The sequence below is a fragment of the Stenotrophomonas sp. YJH_SMC_105-26 genome (assembly GCF_059368915.1).
The window spans coordinates 182,142-205,152 of the sequence record NZ_JCAFSD010000005.1 but is presented as its reverse complement, the minus strand read 5'-3'; the positions used below and the strand labels follow the sequence as shown (position 1 = coordinate 205,152).

The 23,011-nt window shown below is 68.3% G+C and carries 20 protein-coding genes; 12 read left to right on the top strand and 8 right to left on the bottom strand.

Annotated features, from left to right (window positions below; all coding sequences use genetic code 11):
- The first annotated feature begins 99 nt into the window (after nucleotides 1-99).
- The gene (locus AC5P7F_RS13880; RefSeq protein ID WP_164077369.1) at nucleotides 100-1,260 is read left to right on the top strand and encodes an amidohydrolase; all 1,161 of its coding nucleotides are present in this window, start codon (nucleotides 100-102) and stop codon (nucleotides 1,258-1,260) included.
- A 77-nt stretch (nucleotides 1,261-1,337) separates the two neighbouring features.
- Here the strand turns inward: AC5P7F_RS13880 and AC5P7F_RS13875 are convergent, their stop codons facing one another.
- Together AC5P7F_RS13875 and AC5P7F_RS13870 are read right to left on the bottom strand one after the other, a co-directional pair.
- Nucleotides 1,338-1,775 carry a DUF3806 domain-containing protein gene (locus tag AC5P7F_RS13875; protein ID WP_164077370.1) on the bottom strand — a complete coding sequence of 146 codons (438 nt, stop codon included), beginning with the start codon at nucleotides 1,773-1,775 and terminating at the stop codon, nucleotides 1,338-1,340.
- A 208-nt stretch (nucleotides 1,776-1,983) separates the two neighbouring features.
- The gene (locus AC5P7F_RS13870; protein ID WP_075076517.1) at nucleotides 1,984-2,865 is read right to left on the bottom strand and encodes a LysR substrate-binding domain-containing protein; all 882 of its coding nucleotides are present in this window, start codon (nucleotides 2,863-2,865) and stop codon (nucleotides 1,984-1,986) included.
- Nucleotides 2,866-2,987: 122 nt separating this feature from the next.
- On the opposite strand from AC5P7F_RS13870, the gene AC5P7F_RS13865 reads away from it, so the two are divergent.
- Nucleotides 2,988-3,689 carry an ankyrin repeat domain-containing protein gene (locus tag AC5P7F_RS13865; RefSeq protein WP_495204161.1) on the top strand — a complete coding sequence of 234 codons (702 nt, stop codon included), beginning with the start codon at nucleotides 2,988-2,990 and terminating at the stop codon, nucleotides 3,687-3,689.
- Nucleotides 3,690-3,740: 51 nt separating this feature from the next.
- On the top strand, nucleotides 3,741-5,198 hold the full coding sequence (locus tag AC5P7F_RS13860; protein ID WP_075076518.1) for an amidohydrolase family protein: 1,458 nt from the start codon (nucleotides 3,741-3,743) through the stop codon (nucleotides 5,196-5,198).
- Between the two features lie 67 nt (nucleotides 5,199-5,265).
- On the opposite strand, the gene AC5P7F_RS13855 is transcribed toward AC5P7F_RS13860, so the two are convergent.
- On the bottom strand, nucleotides 5,266-6,195 hold the full coding sequence (locus AC5P7F_RS13855) for a LysR family transcriptional regulator (protein WP_014647478.1): 930 nt from the start codon (nucleotides 6,193-6,195) through the stop codon (nucleotides 5,266-5,268).
- Nucleotides 6,196-6,288: 93 nt separating this feature from the next.
- On the opposite strand from AC5P7F_RS13855, the gene AC5P7F_RS13850 reads away from it, so the two are divergent.
- Complete coding sequence (locus tag AC5P7F_RS13850) at nucleotides 6,289-7,479, top strand: MFS transporter (protein WP_014647477.1); 1,191 nt, start codon at nucleotides 6,289-6,291, stop codon at nucleotides 7,477-7,479.
- Nucleotides 7,480-7,904: 425 nt separating this feature from the next.
- Here AC5P7F_RS13850 and AC5P7F_RS13845 read toward each other — a convergent pair whose 3' ends face one another.
- Both AC5P7F_RS13845 and AC5P7F_RS13840 read right to left on the bottom strand, forming a co-directional pair.
- Nucleotides 7,905-8,558, bottom strand: coding sequence for a response regulator (locus AC5P7F_RS13845; protein ID WP_014647476.1), 654 nt, complete (start codon nucleotides 8,556-8,558; stop codon nucleotides 7,905-7,907).
- Nucleotides 8,551-11,580, bottom strand: a complete 3,030-nt coding sequence (locus tag AC5P7F_RS13840; protein WP_164077983.1) for a two-component regulator propeller domain-containing protein — start codon at nucleotides 11,578-11,580, stop codon at nucleotides 8,551-8,553. Before AC5P7F_RS13840 ends, AC5P7F_RS13845 begins: the two co-directional genes overlap by 8 nt.
- A 96-nt stretch (nucleotides 11,581-11,676) precedes the next feature.
- On the opposite strand from AC5P7F_RS13840, the gene AC5P7F_RS13835 reads away from it, so the two are divergent.
- The 7 genes from AC5P7F_RS13835 (at nucleotide 11,677) to AC5P7F_RS13805 (ending at nucleotide 18,453) form a co-directional block, all read left to right on the top strand.
- Entirely contained in the window at nucleotides 11,677-12,009 is a 333-nt protein-coding gene (locus tag AC5P7F_RS13835) for a hypothetical protein (protein WP_046431144.1), read from the top strand.
- A 77-nt stretch (nucleotides 12,010-12,086) separates the two neighbouring features.
- The gene (locus tag AC5P7F_RS13830) at nucleotides 12,087-12,503 is read left to right on the top strand and encodes a helix-turn-helix transcriptional regulator (protein WP_049407118.1); all 417 of its coding nucleotides are present in this window, start codon (nucleotides 12,087-12,089) and stop codon (nucleotides 12,501-12,503) included.
- The gene (locus AC5P7F_RS13825; RefSeq protein ID WP_014647472.1) at nucleotides 12,500-13,156 is read left to right on the top strand and encodes a hydrolase; all 657 of its coding nucleotides are present in this window, start codon (nucleotides 12,500-12,502) and stop codon (nucleotides 13,154-13,156) included. The genes AC5P7F_RS13830 and AC5P7F_RS13825 overlap by 4 nt, the downstream gene beginning before the upstream one ends.
- 2 nt (nucleotides 13,157-13,158) lie before the next feature.
- Nucleotides 13,159-13,584, top strand: coding sequence for a DoxX family protein (locus tag AC5P7F_RS13820; protein ID WP_014647471.1), 426 nt, complete (start codon nucleotides 13,159-13,161; stop codon nucleotides 13,582-13,584).
- 119 nt (nucleotides 13,585-13,703) lie between these two features.
- The gene (locus tag AC5P7F_RS13815; protein ID WP_197602811.1) at nucleotides 13,704-15,551 is read left to right on the top strand and encodes an amidohydrolase family protein; all 1,848 of its coding nucleotides are present in this window, start codon (nucleotides 13,704-13,706) and stop codon (nucleotides 15,549-15,551) included.
- Complete coding sequence (locus tag AC5P7F_RS13810; protein WP_164077985.1) at nucleotides 15,530-16,813, top strand: alginate export family protein; 1,284 nt, start codon at nucleotides 15,530-15,532, stop codon at nucleotides 16,811-16,813. The genes AC5P7F_RS13815 and AC5P7F_RS13810 overlap by 22 nt, the downstream gene beginning before the upstream one ends.
- Nucleotides 16,807-18,453, top strand: coding sequence for an MFS transporter (locus tag AC5P7F_RS13805; RefSeq protein ID WP_197602807.1), 1,647 nt, complete (start codon nucleotides 16,807-16,809; stop codon nucleotides 18,451-18,453). Before AC5P7F_RS13810 ends, AC5P7F_RS13805 begins: the two co-directional genes overlap by 7 nt.
- A 114-nt stretch (nucleotides 18,454-18,567) precedes the next feature.
- Here AC5P7F_RS13805 and AC5P7F_RS13800 read toward each other — a convergent pair whose 3' ends face one another.
- A complete protein-coding gene (locus AC5P7F_RS13800; protein ID WP_014647467.1) occupies nucleotides 18,568-19,392 on the bottom strand; it encodes an alpha/beta fold hydrolase in 825 nt (274 codons plus the stop codon).
- A 186-nt stretch (nucleotides 19,393-19,578) separates the two neighbouring features.
- Between AC5P7F_RS13800 and AC5P7F_RS13795 the strand changes: the two genes are divergently transcribed.
- The gene (locus AC5P7F_RS13795; RefSeq protein WP_014647466.1) at nucleotides 19,579-19,965 is read left to right on the top strand and encodes a hypothetical protein; all 387 of its coding nucleotides are present in this window, start codon (nucleotides 19,579-19,581) and stop codon (nucleotides 19,963-19,965) included.
- Between the two features lie 75 nt (nucleotides 19,966-20,040).
- Here AC5P7F_RS13795 and AC5P7F_RS13790 read toward each other — a convergent pair whose 3' ends face one another.
- The gene (locus tag AC5P7F_RS13790; protein WP_014647465.1) at nucleotides 20,041-20,751 is read right to left on the bottom strand and encodes a DUF2968 domain-containing protein; all 711 of its coding nucleotides are present in this window, start codon (nucleotides 20,749-20,751) and stop codon (nucleotides 20,041-20,043) included.
- A 105-nt stretch (nucleotides 20,752-20,856) separates the two neighbouring features.
- Entirely contained in the window at nucleotides 20,857-23,007 is a 2,151-nt protein-coding gene (locus AC5P7F_RS13785; protein ID WP_164077793.1) for a TadG family pilus assembly protein, read from the bottom strand.
- Nucleotides 23,008-23,011: the final 4 nt, after the last annotated feature.

Sequence of the window (23,011 nt, the reverse complement as noted above, 5' to 3'; positions counted from 1 at the left end):
CATCGTTCTGATGAATGTATGGCATCCAGATATTTCGTTGGCCGATGGCAGTGCCAGCGCTCAGGATGGCGCCATGACTTGGCTTTCCGGGAGTTTCCGATGACGCTTCAGTTCGTCCATGGCGGTGTAGACCGCTACGGCGCGCCACTGCATTTCCACATCCGTGGCGGCCGCATCAGTGGCCTCAATGGCGAGGCCTCGCCGGCCGACGGAGCGGAATGCGTCGACCTGCAGGGCTTCGCAGTCCTGCCCGGGCTGGTCGACGGCCACATCCATCTGGACAAGAGTTTTGTCGGCGACCGCTGGCACCCGCATCAGCCGGTGAACAGCCTGCGAGAGCGGCTGGCGGTGGAGAAGGCCGCGGTGGCGGGCGCGGCGCCAATGGTGGACCGTGCCGAGGCCTTGATCCGCCAGTGCAGCCGCTTCGGCACGGTGGCGATGCGCTGTCACGTCGATGTCGACGGCAGCACCGGCCTGCGTCATCTCGAAGCAGTGCGCGAGGCCGCGCTGCGCTGCGCCGACATCATGCGGATCCAGCTGGTGGCGTTCCCGCAGGCCGGGGTGATGTCCTGTCCGGGTACCGCCGCCGTGCTTGAGCAGGCCCTTGCAGCGGGCGTGGAGGTGCTGGGAGGCATCGATCCGACCACGCTGGATGGCGATGCTGAAGGCCAGCTGGCCCTGCTGTTCGGCCTGGCCGAGCGCTATGGCGTGCAGCTGGACATCCACCTGCATGAGCCCGGCGAAACCGGGCTGGCCCAGCTGCTGCGCATCGCCGCACGCACCCGTGCCGCCGGCCTGCAGGGGCGCGTTGCGGTCAGCCATGCCTACTCGCTGGGCGACGTGCCGCTGGCGCGCGCGCTGCAGGTGGGTGAAGCACTGGCCACGGCGGGCGTTGCGATCATGAGCAACGCGCCGGGCGACCATCCGTTCCCGCCGCTGCGTGCATTGCACGACGCCGGCGTGCGCATGTTCGCCGGCAATGACAACATCCGCGACTGCTGGTGGCCGTATGGCAATGGGGACCTGCTGCAGCGCGCGATGCTGCTGGGCTACCGCTCGGGCTTCTACACCGATGGCGACCTGATGCTGGCGCTGGACATGGTCACCACCCATGGCGCGCAGGTGATCGGGCTGCCGCAGCACGGCATCGCCGAAGGCCGGCCGGCGACGTTCGTGGCCGTGCGTGCGGACCATGGCCCGGCGGCCGTGGCCGGGGTGCCGGTGGAGCGCCGGGTGGTGGTTGACGGCCGCTGGTTGTAGATCCACGCCGTGCGTGGAGGGAGCCATCGCGTGGTCTCATTCATCCACGGATGGCATGGATCCACCTCGATGTGTCGTCAGGCGTAATCGTCGGCGCGGGTAGCGACGAACGCTTCCAGCCACGCAAGCAGGTGGGCGATGTCGATGACTTCGCCCTGTTCGACGCGCTTGAGCAGCAGTGTGCTGGCGCCGATCTGCAGGCTGCTGCCGGCATAACGCAGCACTGCATCGATGCCCCAGGCGTCGGTGACCTGCATCCAGGCCAGCCCCGGCACGCGCTGGGCCAGGGTGTCACCGAACGCCACGCCCAGCGCTTCCCAGCCATCGCAGTCGGCACGGTCGATCAGCTCGGCATCGACCACGCGCTGCAGTGTGCTCGCCGCCAGCGGCCATTGCACCGGCAACGTCGGGAAGCCGGCCGCCACGCGCGCGGCGATCAGCGAGCGCTGGTGCTTCAGGTGCGTCTGCAGGGCGGCGGGCAGGGGCTCGAAGCGGGCGGGGATTTCGTCGGACATGACACGATGCCGTGGAGCACGGAAACAGGGGGCACTCTAGCGGCAGAGCCGTGACTTCCGCGCGACAGGCGTGATCAGCTTTCGATGGTCAATGCGCGGATTTCGCTTCGGGGTCAGATCCGTTTCGGAAAACGGATCTGACCCCACGCGGGACGATGTTGCCGTCGCGGCTGCCGGCCAGCGGCCCACGCTACTGCAGTTGCAGTGGTCAATCCGGTTCGCGCTGCACCTGCCGCCACAGCTCGCTGGCCAGCGCGCGCACCGCATCGTCGGCGTCCGCACGATGCAGCAGGCCGATTTCGTAGTTGTCGATCACCGGCAGGTCGCGCTCACCATCGATGATGCGATGATCGCGGGCGACCGCGCGGCGGGGCAGCAGGCTGATGCCGATGCCATCGGCCACGGCACCCTGGATGCCACTCAGCGACGAGCTGGTGAAGGCGATGCGCCAGCGCAGGCCCAGCGCTTCCACGGCGTGGATCATCTCGTCGCGGTACAGCCCGCGCGGCGGGAAGGTGACCAGCGGCAGCGGGTCCTGCTGCAGGCAGCTGCTGCGCAGGCTGTCGATCCAGTGCATCGGCTCGCGGCGGCAGTGCACCGCCTGGCGGCTGTTGCGTCGCTGCTTGACCAGCACAAGATCCAGTTCACCGTGGTCGAAGCCGTGCGCCAGGTCGCGGCTGAGGCCGCTGCTGATTTCCAGTTTCACCTGTGGGTGACGGCGGCTGAAGGCGGCCAGCACGCGTGTGGTCTGCGCGTTGACGAAGTCCTCGGGGACACCGATGCGCACCGCGGTTTCCACGGTGGCGCCGGCCAGCGCCTGCGCCATTTCCTCGTTCAGGTCGAGCATGCGCCGCGCATAGCCGAGCAGGGTGTGGCCGGCGTCGGTGGGGTGCACGTCGCGGTGGCCGCGCTCGAGCAGGCGATGCCCCGCCAGCTCTTCCAGGCGGCGCACCTTCTGGCTGACCGTGGACTGGGTCGAATGCAGGCGGGTGGCGGCCGTGGTGAAGCTGCCGCAGTCGGCCACCATCACCAGCGCCCGCAGCAGGTCCAGTTCGAACAGGGTTCTATTCGATTTGGCACTGTCTTGCATTTGAACATTTCACTTCTGGATACCCAGGCCGACTTCTACCATGCAGGGCAGGGGCCGGCAATGCCCGGCTGTTGCTACCGTCGCACGGCGTTCCGTGGCGACGGACATGAGGAGACACTGTCATGCGCGTCCATCATTCCGCTGGCTGGCCTGCGCCGTTCACGCGCGTGCTGCTGTTGTGCCTGCTGGCCATGTTCACCCCCGCCTGCACCGCCACGTCCCGGGCCGACGCAGACGCGCGCCTGCGGGATGCTGCCAGCCGTGGCGACGCCGATGCGGTGCGGCAGGCGATCGAGGATGGCGCCACGCTGGAGGCGCGCGATGGCCAGGGTCGCACGGCGTTGCTGCTGGCCACGCAGGGCAACAACGTGGATGCCGCGCGCGAGCTGATCGAAGCCGGTGCCGACGTCAATGCCAAGGATGTGTTGCAGGACAGCGCCTACCTGTACGCCGGCGCGCGGGGCCTGGATGAGATCCTGGCGATGACCCTGGCGCATGGCGCCGATCTGCGCAGTACCAATCGCTATGGCGGCACCGCGCTGATTCCGGCCGCCGAGCGCGGCCATGTCGCCACCGTGCGCACGCTGCTGCGTGCCGGTGTGGCGGTCGATCATGTCAACCGCCTGAACTGGACCGCGCTGCTGGAAGCGATCCTGCTCGGCGATGGCGGTGCGCGCCACCTGCAGATCGTGCAGTTGCTGCTGGAGGCCGGCGCCGACCCGGAGCTTGCCGACGGCGACGGCGTGACGCCGCTGGCGCACGCGCGCCAGCGCGGCTATACCGGAATTGAGACCCTGCTGCGCCAGCACGGCGCGGTGCGCTGAATGCAAACCCCTTCCACCCGCACGCTGGGCGTGCCCATCAGGATGCTGTCCATGTTCCGTTCCCGTCCGTTGTCCCTTGCCATCCTCCTTGCGGTGGCACCGCTGTCGGCGTCTGCCGCCGAGCGCGCCGACCTGCTGATCCGCAATGCCACCGTGGTCGATGTCGAGCACGCCAGTACCCGCGCCGGGCAGAGCGTGGTGATCCGTGGCGAGGACATCGTCGCCGTCGGCCCGGACGCGCAGCTGCGCAGCCAATGGAGCGCGGCCCGCCAGATCGATGCCAAGGGCAAGTACCTGATCCCGGGCCTGTGGGACATGCACGTGCACTTTGGTGGTGGCCCGGCGCTGATCGAAGAGAACAAGGCACTGCTGCCGCTGTACATCGCGCACGGCATCACCACGGTGCGTGACTGTTCCGGCGACCTGCCCGAGCAGGTGCTGCAGTGGCGCGGGGAAATTGCCAAGGGCACGCTGTTCGGTCCGCGGCTGCTCAGCTCGGGCGCGAAGATCGAAGGCCTCAAGCCGGTCTGGAAGGGCACGATCGAAGTGGGCAGCAAGGCTGACGTCGACAAGGCGATCACCCGCCTGCAGCACGACAAGGTCGATTTCGTGAAGATCACCGACAGCACGCTGAAGCCGGAACTGTTCCTGTACTCGGCCAGTGCCGCGCGCAATGCCGGATTCAAGGCGTCGGGGCACATCCCGATGGCGCTGACCGTGGAGCAGGCAATCGATGCCGGGCTGGCCTCGATCGAGCATCTGGACTACGCATTCAAGGCCGGGAGCAAGGACGAGGCGCAGATTGCCGGCGACTTCGGTGCCGGCCGCATCGACCGCGCCGAAGCCAACCGCCGCCTCGACGCCAGCTTCGACCGCGATACGGCGATGCATGCCTACCGCGATTTCGCCAGGCGCGGCGTGTTCGTGACCCCGACCCTCAACGGTGGCCGCATCCTCGATTTCCTTGACCAGGATGACCACGCGAACGATCCGTACCTGGCTTACATCGGCCCGGGCCTGCGCGCGACCTACCAGTGGCGCGTTGAACGTGCCGCCAAGGCAACGCCAGCGCAGATCGAAGCGCGCCATGTGCAGTACCACCAGGTGGCCGCCGTGCTGCCGATGCTGCAGGAAGCCGGCGTGACGATCATCGCCGGCACCGATGCGGGCTTCCTCAACTCGTTCAACTTCCCGGGCATCGCCCTGCACCAGGAGCTGCAGCTGTTCGTGAAGGAAGGCTTGAGCGCGCCGCAGGCGCTGTCGGCGGCGACCCGTTCCGGCCCGGCCTGGTTCGGCCAGATGAATCGTTACGGGGGTGTTGCTCAAGGCAAGGCCGCCGATCTGGTGCTGCTGACCGCCAACCCGCTGCAGGACATTGCCGCCACCGAAAAGATCGACAGCGTGATCCTGCGTGGCAACGTGTATGACCGCGCCGCGCTGGACAAGATGTTGGCTGATACCAGGGCCAAGGTGGCGGCGTGGAATGCCGAGGCGGCGAAGGCGCAGTGATCGACAGGGTCAGAGCCCTTCCCCGTGGGAAGGGATCCGACCCTGTGGCTTCTATGCGGTCGGTGACCTAGCGCGGTGCCGGCCGCATTCCGTGCAGCTGCGGCAGTGCGGCCTTCATCGCATCGATGAAGGCGCGCAGCCGTGGCGGCTGCTGGCGCGCGGCGGGAAATACCACGTGTACCGGCAGCGCCGGCGCCTGCCAGTCCGGCAGCAGCTGCACCAGCCGCCCTTGTGCGAGGTCTCCGGCCACCAGCCAGGCCGAGACCACCGCTGCACCCAGCCCAGCACATGCGGCCTGTTGCACCACGAACAGGTTGTCGCTGAGCAGGCGCGGGCTGATCGAAAGGGTATGCGCACGCCCCTGTGCGTCATGCAGCAGCAGGCGTTCGCGGTAGTAGGTGACCAGTGAAATCCACGGCAGTGCCTGCGCCTGTTCTGGTGTGCTGATCGCGGTGGCCTGCACCAGCGAGGGCGCTGCCACGACGATGCGCGGCACTTCGGCGAGCGGCAGTGCGACCATGCGCGGTTCGTCGACCGGTCCCACCCGCACCGCGCAGTCGATGCCTTCGGCGATGAAATCCGGGCGACGATCTTCCAGGATCCACTCCAGGCTCAGCTGTGGGTGCTGGGCGAGGAACGCGAGCATGGTCGGCAGCAGCTGCGCCTGGCCGAAGGCATGCGGCACCATCACCCGCAGGCGTCCGCGCAGCGTTTCCGGTTCGCCGTGCAGTTCGGCCTGCAGCGACTCCCATTCGTCGACCACGCGTTGCGCATGGCGCTGGCAGCGCAGGCCATCTTCGGTCAGCTGCAGGCCATGGGTGGAGCGCTGCAGCAGGCGCAGGCCGAGCTGCCGCTCCAGTGCCTGAAGGCGCCGGCTGACCGTCGGCTGGGTGGTGCCCAGCTGCACGGCGGCGGCAGACAGGCTGCCGGCATCGACGATGCGCAGGAAGGTGCGCAGCAGATCCAGGCGATCGGCGCCGGTGGCGAGGTCATTCATGCGTGTCACGTATGAAGTATATGTGCAGGAGCCTACTACAGACGCATGGCGAATACGGGCAGGATACGCCCACTTCCTCCACCGGACTCCCCCATGTCTACCCCTTCGCTGTCCGTCGTCGCACCCGCGAACGCGCCTTCCACCCCGCTGGTGCTGGCGATGGCGGCCGGCGCCGGCTTTTCGGTCGCCTCGCTGTACTACAGCCAGCCGATGCTGGGCCTGATCGCGCAGGACCTTGGCGCAGGTGAGCGCGCCGCCGGGCTGGTGCCGACCCTGACCCAGCTCGGCTACGCGCTGGGCATCCTGCTGCTGGCACCGTTGGGCGACCGCTTCGACCGCCGCCACCTGATCCTGTTGAAGTCCGCGCTGCTGGCGTTGGCACTGGGCGCCGCAGCGATGGCCGGGCACCTGCCGGGCCTGCTGATGGCCAGCCTGCTGGTCGGGTTGATGGCCACGCTGGCGCAGGACATCGTGCCGGCCGCTGCGGTGCTGGCGCCGGATGCACAGCGCGGCCAGATCGTCGGCCGGGTAATGACCGGCCTGCTGCTCGGCATCCTGCTGTCGCGCGTGGTCAGTGGCGTGGTGGCCGAGGCATGGGGTTGGCGCACGCAGTTCGTGCTGGCCGCGGTATCGGTGGCGGCGATGGGCGCAGTGATGGCGCGTGCGCTGCCGCGTTTCGCACCGACCAGCACGCTGCGCTATCCGGCGTTGCTGGGCTCGTTGCTGGCGTTGTGGCGCGAGCAGCCGCAGCTGCGCCGCGCGGTGGCGAGCCAGTCGTTGCTGGCGGTCGGCTTCAGCGCATTCTGGTCGACGTTGGCGCTGATGCTGCATGCCCGCCTGGGCCTGGGCAGTGCGGCGGCGGGTGCGTTCGGTATTGCGGGTGCGGCCGGTGCGCTGGCCGCACCGTTCGCAGGACGTTTCGCTGATCGCCTGGGTTGCCATGCCGTGGCGCGGTTGGCGATCGCGGTGGCGCTGCTGGGCTTCGGCCTGCTGCTGGCCGAAGCCTGGCTGCCGGCCGCCGCGCTGCTGCCGCTGCTGGTGGTGAGTGCGCTGCTGTTCGACTTCGGTTTCCAGTCGGCGCTGGTGGCGCACCAGACGCTGGTCTATGGCCTGGTGCCGCCGGCACGCAGCCGGCTCAACGCGCTGCTGTTCACCGGCATGTTCATCGGCATGGCCGCTGGCGGTGCGCTGGGCAGCCTGGCGCTGGCGCAGTGGGGGTGGCACGGCGTGGCCTGGCTGGCGGTGATGTGCGCGGGCGGCAGTCTGCTGCTGCGTTTGAAGTAGGGGTGGTGTTCGGCAGGGCTTGCAGCCCTGCACCTGCGGTAGTGCCGGCCGCTGGCCGACAACAGCGCAAACAGCGGATTTTCAGTAGCCTTCGACATGTTCCTGCGGTCTGTTGGAACGGCTCTTGGGATCAGATCCGTTTTCCGAAGGAAAACGGATCTGACCCCTGATTGATTTCGATATCTGACAGAAGTGTCGACCAAGGTCGACACCTACCAAACGCCATCGGAATCCGTCAGAGGTGGGGCGGTGTCGGAGTGCGGGGTGTCAGCCGCATGGATGCGGCTGCCAAGCTTGCAGGGACGTACTTGCAGCGTCCCCGCAGTCCGACACCGCCCCGCCATCCCACGGAATCCATGCTGTTGCTGTTGCTGTTGCTCCAGCGCGTAGCGGGTGCAGGGCTGCAAGCCCTGCCGAACAACCCCCTAGTCGTGACCGCTGTCGTCCAGGCTGATGATGCCGCGCCGCAGCGCCTGGGTCACCGCGTGCGTGCGATCACCCACCCCGAGCTTGTCCATCAGGCTCTTCATGTGTGCCTTCACCGTCTGCTCGGAAATCTGCATGCGCTCGCCGATGCGCTTGTTCGACAGGCCACCGGCCACATGCCGCAGCACCTCGGTCTCGCGCGGCGACAACCGGTCCTCCACCACATGTGCGGCAATGCTCGCAGCGACTGCCGGTGGTATCGGTGCGCGCCGGCCGCCAGCGACCATGCGGATCGTATCGACCAGCTCGTGGCGCAGCATGTCCTTCAACAGGTACGCACTGGCGCCGGCCTGCAGCGCCCGTACCGCACGCACGTCACCGCGATAGGTGGTCAGCACGATGATGCGCGCACGCGGGTCCATCGCGCGGATCCGCACGATGGCTTCCACACCATCCAGGCGTGGCATCTGCAGGTCCATCAGCACCACGTCCGGCTGCAGCTGCTGATAGCGCTCGATGGCTTCCTCGCCATCGGCGGCCTCGCCGAGCAGGCGCAGGTCGGAATGGGCGCCCAGCAGCGCGGCCAGGCCGTCACGCAGCAGCGGGTGGTCGTCGACCACCAGCACGCCGATCGGGGCAGGGGACTCAGTCATGGTGGCTTCTACTCCAGGGCCAGCGCCAACGCGATGGGCGGCGGTGATACAGGCGACGGGCGGGAACCGCCAGCGCGACTTCAGTGCCCAGCCCGGGGCGGGTCCACAGCCGCAGCTCCGCGCCGAGGCGCTGCGCGCGCTCACGCATGCCCTGCAGGCCCCAATGGCCATGCCCGGCATTTTCGTCGGCGATGCCGACGCCATCGTCGCGCACGTGCAGCAGGAAGCACCGCGCGCCGTAGGACAGCTCTACCTCGATGGCGCTGGCATTGGCGTGGCGCAGTGCATTGCGGATGGCCTCGCGGCCGATCAGGAACACCTCCTCGGCGGCATCGGCCTGCAGCGGTGGTGTTGCGCCTTCCACAGTCAGGCGCAGCGGATTGGTGCCGTGCCCGGCGTATTCGGCGTGAACATCGGCCAGCGCCGAAGCGAGGTCGCGGCCCGCGAAAGGACCGTCGCGCAGTGCGTTGACCCGCTCCCGGCCCTCGGCCAGGTTGCGTTCGGCCAGCTGCATCGCCGATTCCAGCTGGCCGCGCACCCTGTCCGGGGTCTGCGGCGACTGGCTGATCGCGTGCAGCCGCAGGATCAGGCCCTGGCTGCCCTGCAGCAGCGTGTCGTGCAGGTCGCGGGCAATGCGTTCGCGTTCGCCATGGCGTTCCTGCAGGCGCGCACGGAACAGTGCAGCCAGCTGCCCGCTGCGGATGCGCACCGCCAGGACCAGCAGCGCAAGCACCGCGGCGGCGCACAGCAGCTTGAACCACAGGGTCTGCATGAAGGTGGGGGCGATGCGGAAGGTGCGGCTGGCGGGTGCAGTGCTCCAGATGCCGTCTTCGTTGGCGGCTTCCACCTCGAACCGGTAATTGCCCGGTGCGAGGTTGGTGTAATACGCGCGCGTGCTGCTGCCGGCATCCTGCCAGCCGTCGTCGACCCCGGACAGGCGATAGCGGTAGCGGTTGCGCTCCGGGCGCGCCAACGACAGCGCCACGTAATCGATCTGCAATTGGCTGGTGCCGGCCGGAAGGCGCAGGCCGTCGCGCAGTGGCTGGTGTTCACTGCCATACAGCACGTCGCCGATGCGCACGCTGGGCGCCATGGTGTTGACGTGCGAGCGGGTGGTGTCCAGCCAGGCCAGGCCCTGGTTGGTGGCCAGCCACAACAGGCCATCGCTGGCCAGCGCGGTGGTGGAGATCGGTCCGCTCTGCAGGGCGATGCCCGGCATGCCATCCACCGCATCGAACAGGCGGGGCGTCACCGGCTGCGGGCTGCGCAGTGCGCGCCGCAGCTGATCGCTCCCGAGCCGGACCAGGCCACGACTGCCATTGAGCCAGAGGTAGCCATTCGCATCGGCCACCATGCCGGTGATGCCTTCCATGACGCCGGCCATGTCGGTGCTCACCTGAACGAACCGGCCATTGCCCGGGCGCACGGCCAATCCGGCCTCGCCGGCTACCAGCAGGAGGTCCTGATGATCGAGTACCGCCGTGATCGGCCCGACCGACAGGCCGTGGCTGGCGTCGAAGGTTTCGATCTGCGTCGCCCCCATGCGGCGCAGCCGGCCGTCTGCATAGCCGAGCAGCAGCTGGCCGTTGGCATCCAGCGCCAGTGACGAGCAGGCCTGTTCGGGCAGGCGGCGTTCGCGTTGCCACTGGCCCTGCTGGTAGTGCAGCACCCCCCGTTCGCCGGTGCAGACCCAGGCCTGTTCGTCGTCGGGGAACAGCAGGGCATGCAGTGGTTGCCCGGTGAACGGCGCAGGCAGCGGAATCCGCGTGGTGCGGCCGGCCACGGTGCGCGCAAGGTTGACCCAGTCGAACTGCCAGATCGGGGCAGCGGCCTGGCGCGCGGCGGCCTGCAGCTGCGTGGCGCTGCCATCGAGCAGGGTGCGCTCGAGGTCGTAGAGCTTGAGGTCTTCGCCATAGCCATACACATGGCCATCGCTGGCCCGCACCAGCGAGCGGTAGGGATCACTGGGACCAACCGCCAGCGTGTGCACGCTGCGCGCGCGGAAGCGGTTGAGGCCGAGATTGGTGCCGACCCAGAGATTGCCTTCGCGATCAACGATGATCGGCACGGCCGAGGTGGCGGTCAGCCCGTGCGGCGAATCGAAGCGCTCCATGCGTATGGCGCGGTCGCCATCGAAGGTGACCCGGGCGACACCGCCATGCGGGCTCATCGTTGCCCACAGCGCGCCATCGGCAGTGAACTGCAGGCGCGCCGCCACCAGCTCCGGCAACCGCCGTGCCTCGCGCTCGCTGTCCGGCAGCAGGCCTCGTGCGTTGGCCAGCGGCGACGTACCGCGCACGCGGTCGGCCAGCCACACTTCCCCCTGCGGACTTTCGGCCAGCGTCGCCATCTGCGAAACGGCGATGCCGGTGTCCTTGAAGGCCGCCTGGCCGGCCGCGCGCACCCAGATCTTCAGGTCGGCCAGTACCCAGAAGGTGCCGCGGCTGTCGTGCAGCAGCCATTGCACGCGATGTTCCGGCACCCCCATGCCAGCGGGCAGCGGCTGCCAGCGTTGGCCAGTGAACTGGCGTAGTCCACCATTGATCGCGGCCCACAGCCGGCCGTCACGGTCCTGGCTGAAGTGTGGCACCACACCCACCGGCACGCCCTGGTCGCGGCCGTAGTTGTGCAGCTGGCCGCGCGCAAACTGACTGATGCCGGCCTGGAAGTAGCCGATCCACAGTGCATCGTCGCGGCCCCGCGCAAGGGTGACCATGTTGGTGGACGGGAAATGGCTGCCCGCGGGAGCGGCCTGGCGTTCAAAGCGACGACCGTCGAAGCGGTACAGCCCTGAGCCGGTGGCCAGCCACAACAGGCCATCGCGGTCCTGGGTGATGTCCCAGATGTCACCGGGGGCGCCCTGGCCGACGCGCCAGGCCGTGTGCTCGTAATCGGGCAACCCGCCGCTCACCGGCGGGCGCTGCACGGCAAGGGCGGGCAGGGCGGTCAACAGCAGCAGGCAGGTCAGCAGCGTCCGCAGGTGACGTTGCAACGGGAAGGGGCGGCCACGCATGGCGCGCATTCTGGCAGGTGCGGGGCAGTCCGGGGTGACCCGAACGGGGTAGGCAGTGGCCGCCGTGGTCGGCTATCACGCCGGCATGACCCCTGGAGCCCGGCCATGCAGCGCCTGTTCGTGATGTTCCCTGATCGCGGTCCGGGCATCGGCCTGCTGTGGCTGCGGCTGTGCCTGGCCGCCGCGCTGTGCGCGCCTGGCACGCATGCTGGTTGGGGGGCGGTGCTGTGCGGGCTGGCGGCGGCCATGCTCGTGCTGGGCGTGTTGACGCCGCTGGCGACCCTGATGGCAGCCGCGACCATGTTCGCGCAGCAGGCACCCTGGCCGCTGGTGGCGTTGCCTGCGGCGCTGCTGATGCTGGGGCCGGGCGCCTACTCGGTGGATGCGCGCTTGTTCGGGCGCCGCCTGCTCGGCCGTCGGCCTCCCCCATTCGGGTAGGTGCCGGCCTCGACCGACGGGGGTAGGGCATCGTGCGCCGGCCACGCACCATGGGCCACCCCCTCGCGGCGCCCCGCATGGCCACCGTCAGTCCGTCCGATCCGTCCGCCACCCCGCTTGCCCCGCAGCAGGCTGCCGCACTGCAGCGCGCCCTGCGCTATGTCGATGAGCACCTGTCGCAGCCGCTGCGGGTGACAGAGCTGGCGCAGGCTGCCTGTGTCAGCCGCTTCCACCTGGTGCGCCTGTTCCGTAGCGGCACCGGTGCCAGCCCGCTGCGCTACGTGCGCCGCCGCCGCATCCAGCGTGCCTGCCAACTGCTGCCCAGCGCGCAGCTGCCGATGGCGTGCCTGGCCCAGCAGCTGGGCTTCTTCGACCAGAGCCATTTCGTCCGCAGCTTCCGCGCCGAGACCGGCTGCAGCCCCGGCCAGTATCGGGCCGGCGATGCGGCCCTGCTGCTTCCCCCTGATCATGTTTCCCACGGAGTCCACCCATGAGCCTTGCCACCGCCACGCCCGCCCCGGCCCTGCTGTCGCCCACCGACCATGCCCTGGTGCTGATCGACTTCCAGTCGCAGATGGCATTTGCTACCCACACGATCGACATCTCCGCGCTGCGCAACAACGTGTCGCTGATCAGCAAGGGGGCCAAGGGGTTCAACGTGCCGGTCGTGTTGACCACGGTGGCCGAGACGTCATTCTCCGGCCCGATGTTCCCGGAACTGCCGCAGATCTTCCCGGGCCAGCCGGTGTTCGACCGCACTTCGATGAATACCTGGGAAGACCAGCCGGTAATCGATGAGATCAACCGCATCGGCAAGCGCCGGCTGGTTCTTGCCGGCCTGTGGACCAGTGTCTGCATCGTGGGTCCGGCGCTGTCGGCGCTGGCGCAGGGCTTCGAGGTCCACGTGATCACCGACGCTTGTGGCGATGTCAGCGAAGAAGCGCACGAGCGTGCGATCACCCGCATGGTGCAGGCCGGCGCGGTGCCGATGACCAGCGTGCAGTACCTGCTTGAACTGCAGCGTGACTGGGCACGCGGTGAAACCTACGACCTGACCACCGGCATCGCCCGCGACCACGCCGGCGGCTATGGCATCGGCATCCAGTACGCCAAGCGCATGTTCGGCGCGCAGGAAGGCGGGCACTGAGCATGCTGGCCGGCCACGGCCTCGACCTGGCCCTGCTGATGCTGCGGGTGGCGGCAGGCGGCTTCCTGCTGCCGCACGCGCTGGGCAAGCTGTTTGGCTGGTTCGGCGGACCGGGGCTGGCCGGCTTCGCCACCGAGCTGCGCGGTTTCGGGCTGCCGGCAGTGGCGCCGTTGCCCCTGCTGTTGTCCCTGCTGCAGGTGCTGTCCGGGCTGGCCGTGCTGCTGGGCTGGCAGACCCGCATCGCCGCGCTTGCCGCCGCTGCCTTCATCGGCTTCACCGTCCTGTTGGCCTTGCCCAGGGGCTGGTTCTGGATGCGCGGCGGCAGTGAGTACCCGCTGATGTGGGCCACGGTGCTGCTGGCCATCGCCCTGGCCGGGCCGGGGGCCTGGGCGCTGGACGGCCAACGTCTTCCGGGAGCTTTCGCATGAGTCACGATCCCCCCGACCACGGCCGCCGCAACGTGGTGCTGGCCAGCGGTGCCGCGGTTGCGCTCGGCCTGGCCGGTCGCGCCGCTGCCGCACTCGATTCCACTTCCAAGGAGCGTCGCATGAGCACGCTGGTCATCCGCAATGCCCGCATCACCACACTCGACCCGCAGCAGCCGCACGCGCAGGCACTGGCCGTGCAGGAGGGCCGCATCGTCGCTGTCGGCAGCGATGAGGAGATCATGCGCGGCTGGGGCAATGAAGCGACCCTGATCGATGCGCAGGGCCGGCGCCTGCTGCCCGGCCTAAACGACAGCCATACCCACCTGATCCGCGGTGGCCTGAACTACAACCTGGAGCTGCGCTGGGACGGTTTGCGCTCGCTGGGCGACGCGCTGGACATGTTGAAGGCCCAGGTCGACCGCACCCCGGCACCGCAGTGGGTGCGCGTGGTCGGTGGCTTCACTGCCGCACAGTTCAACGAGAAGCGCCTGCCGACGCTGCAGGAGCTCAACGACATTGCGCCGGATACGCCGGTGTTCCTGCTGCACCTGTATGACCGCGCGCTGCTCAACCGCGCCGCGCTGCGCGCCTGCGGCTACAGCAAGGACACGCCGGATCCACCGGGCGGGCAGATCGTGCGTGACTCGCTGGGCAACCCGACCGGGCTGCTGCTGGCCAAGCCCAACGCGCTGATCCTGTATGCGACGCTGGCCAAGGGGCCACGCCTGCCGATCGAGTACCAGGCGAACTCGACGCGCCACTTCATGCGCGAACTGAACCGGCTCGGCATCACCTCGGTGATCGACGCTGGCGGTGGTTTCCAGAACTACCCCGAGGACTACCAGGTCATCGAGCAGCTGCATCGCGATGACCAGCTGACGGTGCGCATCGCCTACAACCTGTTCACCCAGAACAAGGGCAAGGAAGTGGACGACTTCCGCGGCTGGAGCGAGATACTGCAGCCGCGCCAGGGCGATGACCTGCTGCGCCACAACGGCGCTGGCGAAATGCTGGTGTTCTCCGCGGCCGACTTCGAGCTGTTCAACGAGCCGCGCCCGGAACTGCCGCCTGAGCTGGAACCGGAACTGCACGATGTGGTGAAACTGCTGGTCGAGAAGCGTTGGCCGTTCCGCATCCACGCCACCTATGACGAGAGCATCACCCGCATCCTCGATGTGTACGAACAGGTCAACCGCGAGGTGCCGTTCGATGGCCTGCACTGGTTCATCGACCACGCCGAGACCATCACCCCGCGCAACATCGAACGCATCCGCGCGCTGGGCGGCGGCATCGCCGTGCAGCACCGCATGGCCTACCAGGGCGAAGCCTTCGTCGAGCGCTATGGTGTGCAGGCGGCGCGGCACACGCCGCCGGTCAAGCGCATGCTGGCCGAAGGCGTGCCGGTCGGTGCCGGTACCGATGCCACCCGCGTGGCCAGCTACAACCCGTGGGTGGCGTTGTCCTGGCTGGTGACCGGGCGCACCGTGGGCGGGCTGGCCCTGTATGGCGATGAGAACCTGCTCGAGCGCGAACAGGCGCTGCGCCTGTGGACCCAGGGCAGCGCCTGGTTCTCCGGCGACGAAGCGGTGAAGGGCACGCTGAAGGTGGGCCAGCTGGCCGACTTCATCCTGCTCTCGGCCGACTTCTTCCGCGTTGATGACGCGCAGATCGCCGACATCACCAGCCTGCTGACCGTGGTCGGCGGCCGCATCGTGCACGCCGACGGCGACTACGCCGGCCTGGCGCCGCAGCTGCCGCCGGCGATGCCGGACTGGTCGCCGGTCAACCGCTTCGGTGGCTACCACGTTGGCGGTGCCGCCACCGGATTGGCCGCCGCGCATCGCCACCATCACGGTGTGCCCTGCAGTACGCATGGTGCTCACGGCCATGCCGCGCAGCATGCGGCGCCCACCGACGACCTGAGCGCCTTCTGGGGTGCGATGGGATGCTCGTGCTTCGCGTTCTGAGCCTGGCGCTGCTGGCCATGCCATGGATGGCGCTGGCCTGTGACACCGGCCGCTGCACCGACATGGGCGGCGGGCAACTGCAATGGGACGCCTCGCTGCGCTTCAGGGGGATGTACTACGACCCGGCCCGGTTCGGTATCGGCGGCAGTGAAGACGGCTACGGTCTGCTGCGTGCACTGGCGTCGGCCACGTATGTCGAGGACAACTGGCAGGCACGGGTGCAGCTGGGCGTGCATGCCGAGAATGGCAAGGCAGGTGGACCCGGCCGCACCGACCGCAGCGCGCTGGACGTGCAGCAGGCGTACTGGCGCTGGCAGCGCGGTGGCTTCCATCTGCAACTCGGCCGACAGGAAGCCGGCTATGGCAGCTCGCGGCTGTTGTCGGTGCGCGATGGGCCGAACATCCGCCTGGCGTTCGACGGTGCGCGCGTGGGTTGGAAGGGTAGATCCGGCACGCTTGAACTGATGGCGCTGCGTCCGCTGGAGAACCGACCGGGTGCCCTCGATGATCGCGGCGAACACGGCGCCCACCTGTGGGGTGCCTATGCCACCACGGCACGCGGGCGGGGCGCGGGACAGTGGGATCTGTACCTGCTTGACTACCGTCGCGACGGCGCGCGCTTTGCCGCCGGCAGCGGCACCGAACGTCGGCAGACCCTGGGCGCGCGCTGGTTCGGCCAGGCTGGTGCACTGGACTGGAACAGCGAGCTGGTGGCGCAGGGCGGTGCACTGCGAACGACCGCCGGCACGCTCGCTATCCACGCCTGGACGCTGGCCACCGATACGGGGTGGCGCTGGACGGACCTGCCGCTGCAGCCGCGTCTGGGGCTGAAGGCCGACATCGCCAGTGGCGATGGCAATCTGCACGACGGCCGCCTGGGCACCTTCAATGCCTTGTTCCCGAAATCGGCCTATTTCAGCGAGGCCAGCCTGCTGGCCCCGGCCAACCTGATGGACGTCCAGCCGACCCTGACACTGCGCCTGCACGACGCGGTGACCACGGAACTGGGCGTACAGATGGCCTGGAAGCATCGTCGCGCCGATGCGGTCTACACCACGCCGGCACCGCTGGTGGCGTTGCCGGGCAGCGCCGGCGGCGCGCGCCGCATCGGCACGCAGTACAAATCCGAAACCCGCTGGCAGGCCAGCGAACACTGGCAATGGCAGCTGCAGCTGGCCTGGGTCGATGCCGGGCCTGCACTGAAGCAGGCCGGCGGCCGGGACACGCTGTTCGCCTCGATCGTTGGAGCATGGCAATGGTGAACGCAACCGCGTCGCAACCCCCCGTACAGGCCGCAGGCGCCTGGTCCCCACTGAAGATCCAGATGTTCCGCTCGATCTGGCTGGCGATCCTGGCCAGCAACATCGGCACCTGGGTCAATGACGTGGCCGCCGCCTGGGTGATGGCCGAACGTACCGGCTCGCCGTTGATGGTGGCCCTGGTGCAGTCGGCCACCACCGTGCCGATCGTGCTGCTGGCACTGGCCGCCGGAACCCTGGCCGACATCGTTGATCGCCGCAGGTACCTGCTGGCCACGCAGGGTTGGATGCTGCTGGTCGCCGCCGTGATGGCGGCGCTGACCGCAATGGACATGCTGACCCCGCAGCTGCTGGTGCTGCTGACCTTCTGCATGGGCTGCGGTGCGGCGATGGCGATGCCGGCGCAGGCCGCCATCGTGTCCGAACTGGTGCCGCAGCCGATGCTGGCCTCGGCGGTGGCGCTGAACTCGATCGGCATCAACATCGCGCGCTCGATCGGCCCGGCCATCGGCGGCGTGATCGTCGCCCAGCTCGGTGCGGTCTGGGCCTTCGGCTTCAACGCCATCACCTTCGCCGCAATGCTGTTCGTGGTGTGGGGCTGGAAGCGCGACCCGAAGCAGTCCAGCCTGCCGCCGGAAGGCTTCGGTGCGGGCCTGAAAGCGGGCCTGCGCTATGCGAGCCGCGCCGGGCGGTTGCAGGCGGTGCTGATCAAGTCGGTCGGCTTCTTCTTCTTCGCCGCAGCGATGAATGCGTTGCTGCCGGTGGTGGTGCGTGGGCAGATGCAGGGCGGGGCGGGCCAATACGGCATGCTGCTCGGCTGCATCGGCATCGGTGCGGTGGGGGGGGCGCTGCTGCTGCCGAAGCTGCGCGCGCAGCTGGATCGCGACCTGCTGGTACTGCTGGCGACCCTGTCGCTGGCCATGAGCCTGGTCGGGCTGGCGCTGACCCGAAGCTGGTACGTGCTGCCGCTGGTGATGCTGGTCAATGGCTTTGCGTGGATCACCGTGCTGTCGTCGCTGCAGATCGCGGCGCAGACCGCAGTGCCGGCGTGGGTGCGTGCGCGTGCGCTGGCGCTGTACATCATGGTGTTCTCTGCCGGCATGGCCGCCGGCGGCCTGAGCTGGGGCGCACTGGCTCAGCGCACCTCACCGGAGCTGGCCCTGCTGGTGGCTGCCGCGGGTGCGGTCATCGGCGGGTTGCTGGTGTGGCGCGTGCGCATCGCCGGCACCGAAGACCTGAACCTGCGTCCGGCGGGGCACTGGCCAGCCCCCGAACTGTCGGTACCGGTATCCAATGATCGAGGCCCGGTGCTGGTGACCATCGAGTACCGCATTGACGATGCTGATCGCGCCGCGTTCCAGGCGCAGATGCGCGCACTGGGCACCATCCGCCGCCGCGATGGCGCCGTGGTCTGGGGCGTGGTCGAGGATGTGGCCACCCCGGGCATCCACCTGGAGTATTTCGTGACCCCGTCGTGGCTGGAGCACCTGCGCCAGCACGAACGCATCACCGCCGACGACAGGGCGATCCAGGAAGTGCTGCGCGGATTGCATCGGGGTGAGCGTGCGCCGGTGGTGCGCCACTTCGTGGGTGGGCATGACCCGCTGCCTGCCGCTGTGCCGCATCACCACAACGACATCTGACAAAAAAAGGGGACGGAGGGGATTAAGTCGTTTGTGCACAAACGACTTAATCCCCTCCGTCCCCTTTTTGCGATCGAAGGGGCGGCGGCACCGTTACAGTGCCGCCGCGGCGCATCAACTGCGCGCGAACGCCAACAGGTCGGCGTTGAACTGCTCGGCGTGGGTGATGGTCAGGCCGTGCGGGGCACCGGCGTATACCTTCAGTTCGGCATTCTTGATGATCTGCGAGGAGAGCTTGGCCGAGGCATCGAACGGGACGATCTGGTCGTCATCACCGTGCACGACCAGTGCCGGCACGTCGATCTTCTTCAGGTCTTCGGTGTAATCCACTTCCGAGAATTCGTGCACGCAGTCGTACTGGCCCTTGACGCCACCGAGCATGCCCTGCAGCCAGAACGCATCACGCATGCCCTGGGTGACCGTGTTGCCATCGCGGTTGGCGCCGAAGAACGGGGTGGTCAGGTCCTTGAAGAACTGCGAACGGTCGCCGCCGGTGCCCTTGCGGATGCCGTCGAAGACCTCCAGCGGGGTGCCGGCCGGGTTGCCGGCGGTCTTGAGCATCAGCGGCGGCACGGCGCCGACCAGCACCACCTTGGCCACGCGCGTGCTGCCGTGGCGGCCGATGTAGTGGGCCACTTCGCCGCCGCCGGTGGAATGGCCGACCAGGATCGCGTCCTTCAGGTCCAGCGCCTCGATCACTGCAGCCAGATCGTCGGCGTAGGTGTCCATGTTGTTGCCGTCCCAGGTCTGGCTGGAACGGCCGTGGCTGCGGCGGTCGTGGGCGATCACGCGGTAACCGTTCTGGCCCATGAACAGCATCTGCGGGTCCCAGGCATCGGACGACAGCGGCCAGCCGTGGGCGAACACGATCGGCTGGCCGTTGCCCCAATCCTTGTAGAAGATGCGGGCGCCGTCGGCGACGGTGACGAAGTTGCTCATTGCAGGTTCCTTGGCGGAAGGGAGGGAAGGCACCGGCAGGCTGCCGGTGCCTTCGGCAGTACAGCGCAGGTGCCGGCGACGGACTTGCACCGCTGTGCTGGATTGCAGAGGATGTGACGCATATCGCTCTGGCGGGACCCGAGTCGCGCGCCGAGGATGTCCGCAGCCCGCCTGTGGAATGCCCGGATGCCCGCCACGCGATGGTCCCTGCTGTTGTGCCTGCTGTTGCCGATGGCCGCGCCGGCTCAGACCAATGTCTACAAATGCGTGGATGGACCGCATCCGGTCTACCAGCAGACACCCTGCCAGGGCCGGGCGGCGTGGCGCTGGGATGTCCCGGCGGAGCAGTCATTGTCCCGTGGGGCGGTGGTTCCCGCAGTCACGCCATCGAAGCCGTCGCGTCGCCCGCGTCGTGCCGTCCGGGCGCAGGGCGCATTGATCACGATCAGTACGGATGCGGCGGCCTGCGAGCGTGTGCGCCGCCAGCGCGGACAGGCGCTGCTCAAACGTCGGCGGTTGGATTTCGTGCAGCGCCGGCAGCTGGATGACGCGGTCTACGACGCCTGCCAGTGAAGTGGTGCACTGAAGCGCCGAAAACAACAACGGCGCCCTGGGGCGCCGTCGTGTGCAATGCCGTGAGTGCAGCTCTCAGCGGCCGTCGCTGGTGGCGGCCGGTGCCGGCGAGGGCACGCTGTCCGGCTTGGGCAGGCTCAACTCCGGGTTGCCCTGTTCGGCCTGCAGGATCTGGATGCGGCGCTGCAGGGCGTCCAGCTGGCTGTTGGTGCTCTGCACATCGGTGCTGAGGCTGACTGCCTGCTGCTGGGCCTGCTGCAGGGCGGCGCTGACCTGCGCCGACTGTGCCTGCTGCTGTTCCATTTCCTGCTGCAGGGTGCGCAGGCGTTCTTCGTTGTAGGCCACCAGGCGCTCGGTGTAGCGCTTGCCGGCTTCCAGGCGGGTGGTGTCGATGTAGACCTGGGCCAGCTGCTCGGACTGCTGCGCGAAGGTGCGGTAGACACGTTCGGCGTTGTCCACCGCATCGGTCTTGATCACCCGCCAGAAGTTCTTCTCCTGGAACAGGGCGACGTAGTAGGTCAGGGTATTGGCGTTGAACAGCAGGCTGGCGCCGTAGTTGCCGTTGTAGGTGGTGCGCAGCTCGGTCAGCTGGCGCGAATCCATCAACTGCTTGAGCTCGTCCACGGTATTGCGCACCACCGGCGCGCTGCGCGCCGGTTCGGCTGCAGCCTCGCGGTCGCCACGCGCGGCCATCGCCGCCGGTGCCACCAGCATCATGGCCACGGCCAGCACTGCTGCGTTGCGCGCGTGCCGGGCGAAGACCGCGCCCCCTGAAGTTTCTCGCATGTCTAGACCATCCACGGATGAGTGTGGGTTGAGATGAAGGTGGTTCCCCGCCGGGAGTCTAGCATGGGCGCGGGCGCCGCCAAGGGCGGCGGTCACGGCGCGATTTCAATAGACCAGCTGTGCCGCGCTGCAATGGATCGACTGCACGTTGACGTCGGTCCGGCCCAGTTCCAGGCCCAGCACGCTGGCCAGCAGGTTGGTCAGCAGAGTGCCGACACTGTTGAGCACCGGTCGCAGTGCGGCCAGGATCGGCTTCAGCACGGTGCACAGCAGGCCGCTGCAGCTGACGCTTCCGTCCGGGTTGGCGACGCCGCTGCCACTGGCGCCATCGAGGAAACCCGCCGGCGCGGTCTGGATGTACGACGCCAGGTTGTTGCGTACGCAGCCGTTGTAGTCGATCAGGTTGCCGAGCAGGCTGTCGCAGCGGTTGATCAGCAGGCCGCCGACCAGCGAGCCGAGCAGGCCATCGAGCAGGCCCAGGCCCTGGCCGGTGACGGTCGTCCTGTAACCGGTCCACACCGAACCGTCCTCCCAGCAGGTGGTCAGGCCCAGCAGGCAGGGCTTGGGGACGCCATTCTTCACCGTCCAGTTGCCCAGCGGGGCGAGGTTGCGTGCCGGATCGCCATCGCGCAGCAGCGGGATGACCTGGTCGACGTTGTAGCGTCCGCCAGTGGGAAAGGCCGCCTGCAGGTAACGATCGGCCAGCGCCTTGGCCGTGTCGTTGGCACTCATGCCCTGCTTGGGCGAGCTGAGCATGCCCGACAGCACCCGCAGCAGCTCGTTGACCAGGCTCGACACTGCGTCACCGATCGCGAGCGGATTGATCCGGGTCGAGCCGGTCTCGCCCGCAGCCAGGGTCAGGTTCTGTGAGCCGGTGAGGGCGGGCAGGGTGATCCTGTCGTTGATCAGCGGCTGGCCCAGCAGCTTCAACAGCTGTTCGTTCTGCAGCGTGGCGTCGCAGACATTGGCCTTGGAGAATCGCTGTGCGGGGTCGACGTTGCCGACGCAGGCACGCAGCACCGATGAATCGACCTGGATGGTGGCCTTGGGGGGACTGCCGCCGCACTGGATGCCGGTCAGGGTACCCATGCCGTTGGCCACGTCGACGTGCAGCGGCAGGTGCAGGCGCGTGCCGAGCAGGTTCAGCAGCGGCCCAAGCGCGAACAGGTTGTTGCTGTCCACGTCCACCATCAGCCGCACCTGCGCATTGTAGGCGCGGGTGCCGACGCCGCCGATGGCGATCGACGGCGGCTCGACCACGCCGCCCTGGATGTTGATGCCCAGCAGGTCCAGCCCCTTGATCGTCACGCCGTTGCCATCGTTGGCGATGGAGATGGCGGTGCTGATCAGGTTGAGCACGTTGATCTTCGATTCCAGTGCGCTGCCGACGGTGCCGTCGGGTGAGACAACTTCCGCGAACAGCCCGCCGCCGCCGGCCTGGCTGCCGAGCACGATGTTGAGCTTGTTGATGTCCAGCTGGGTGGCGACCAGGTCGGACAGGGCGCGCAGCTGCACGCCCACCGTCGAGTCACGGCCGACCACGGTGGCGGTGGCATCGACCAGTTGCGCCAGCGAGATCTTGTTGACCGACAGCAGGCGGTTGAAATCGGCCACGCTGAGGTTGGCGCTCACCGGGATGTTGAGTGCCTTCAGCAGGCCGGATGGGGTGACGTTGGCCTGCGCCAGACCGTCATAGGACAGCACCGTGGCATTGCTGACATCCAGGCCGACCAGGCGCAGGGTCGACAGCAGTACGGAATCGCCATTGGTGCGCAGCAGCTGCGAGCCCACCGCGAACACCGCCGTGGGCTCCGAGCGGCGGGCGACCGCCTGCACGCTGACGGTCGGCAGGCTGGTGTTCTGGCCGAAGAAGGGCAGCACGCTGCGCTCGGCGATCACCTGCACCGCATTGCGCGGGTTGCTGGCATCAACGCTGGTGACGAAACGGTTGCTGGTACCGCGGCTGGCACTCCAGTTGCCGCAGCGGACCTGCAAGGTGCCTGCGAACCTGTTCTGGGCCAGTGCGCTTTGCCGGGCGGCGCTGTTGTCGCTGTTGTCCGCGCTGCACAACTCCAGTCGCTGCGCGCCGGCCAGTGCGGCCAGATCGGCAACCTTCTGCGCATCGCGCTTGGCCCAGAACAGATAGCCGATCTCGATCAGGCCCAGCATCGCCAGCAAGGCCAGCATGACCAGCATCATGGTGACCGACATGCCGCCGCGTGCGCGGCCGAAACTGAACTGGCGTGGGCGTTTCATGGCC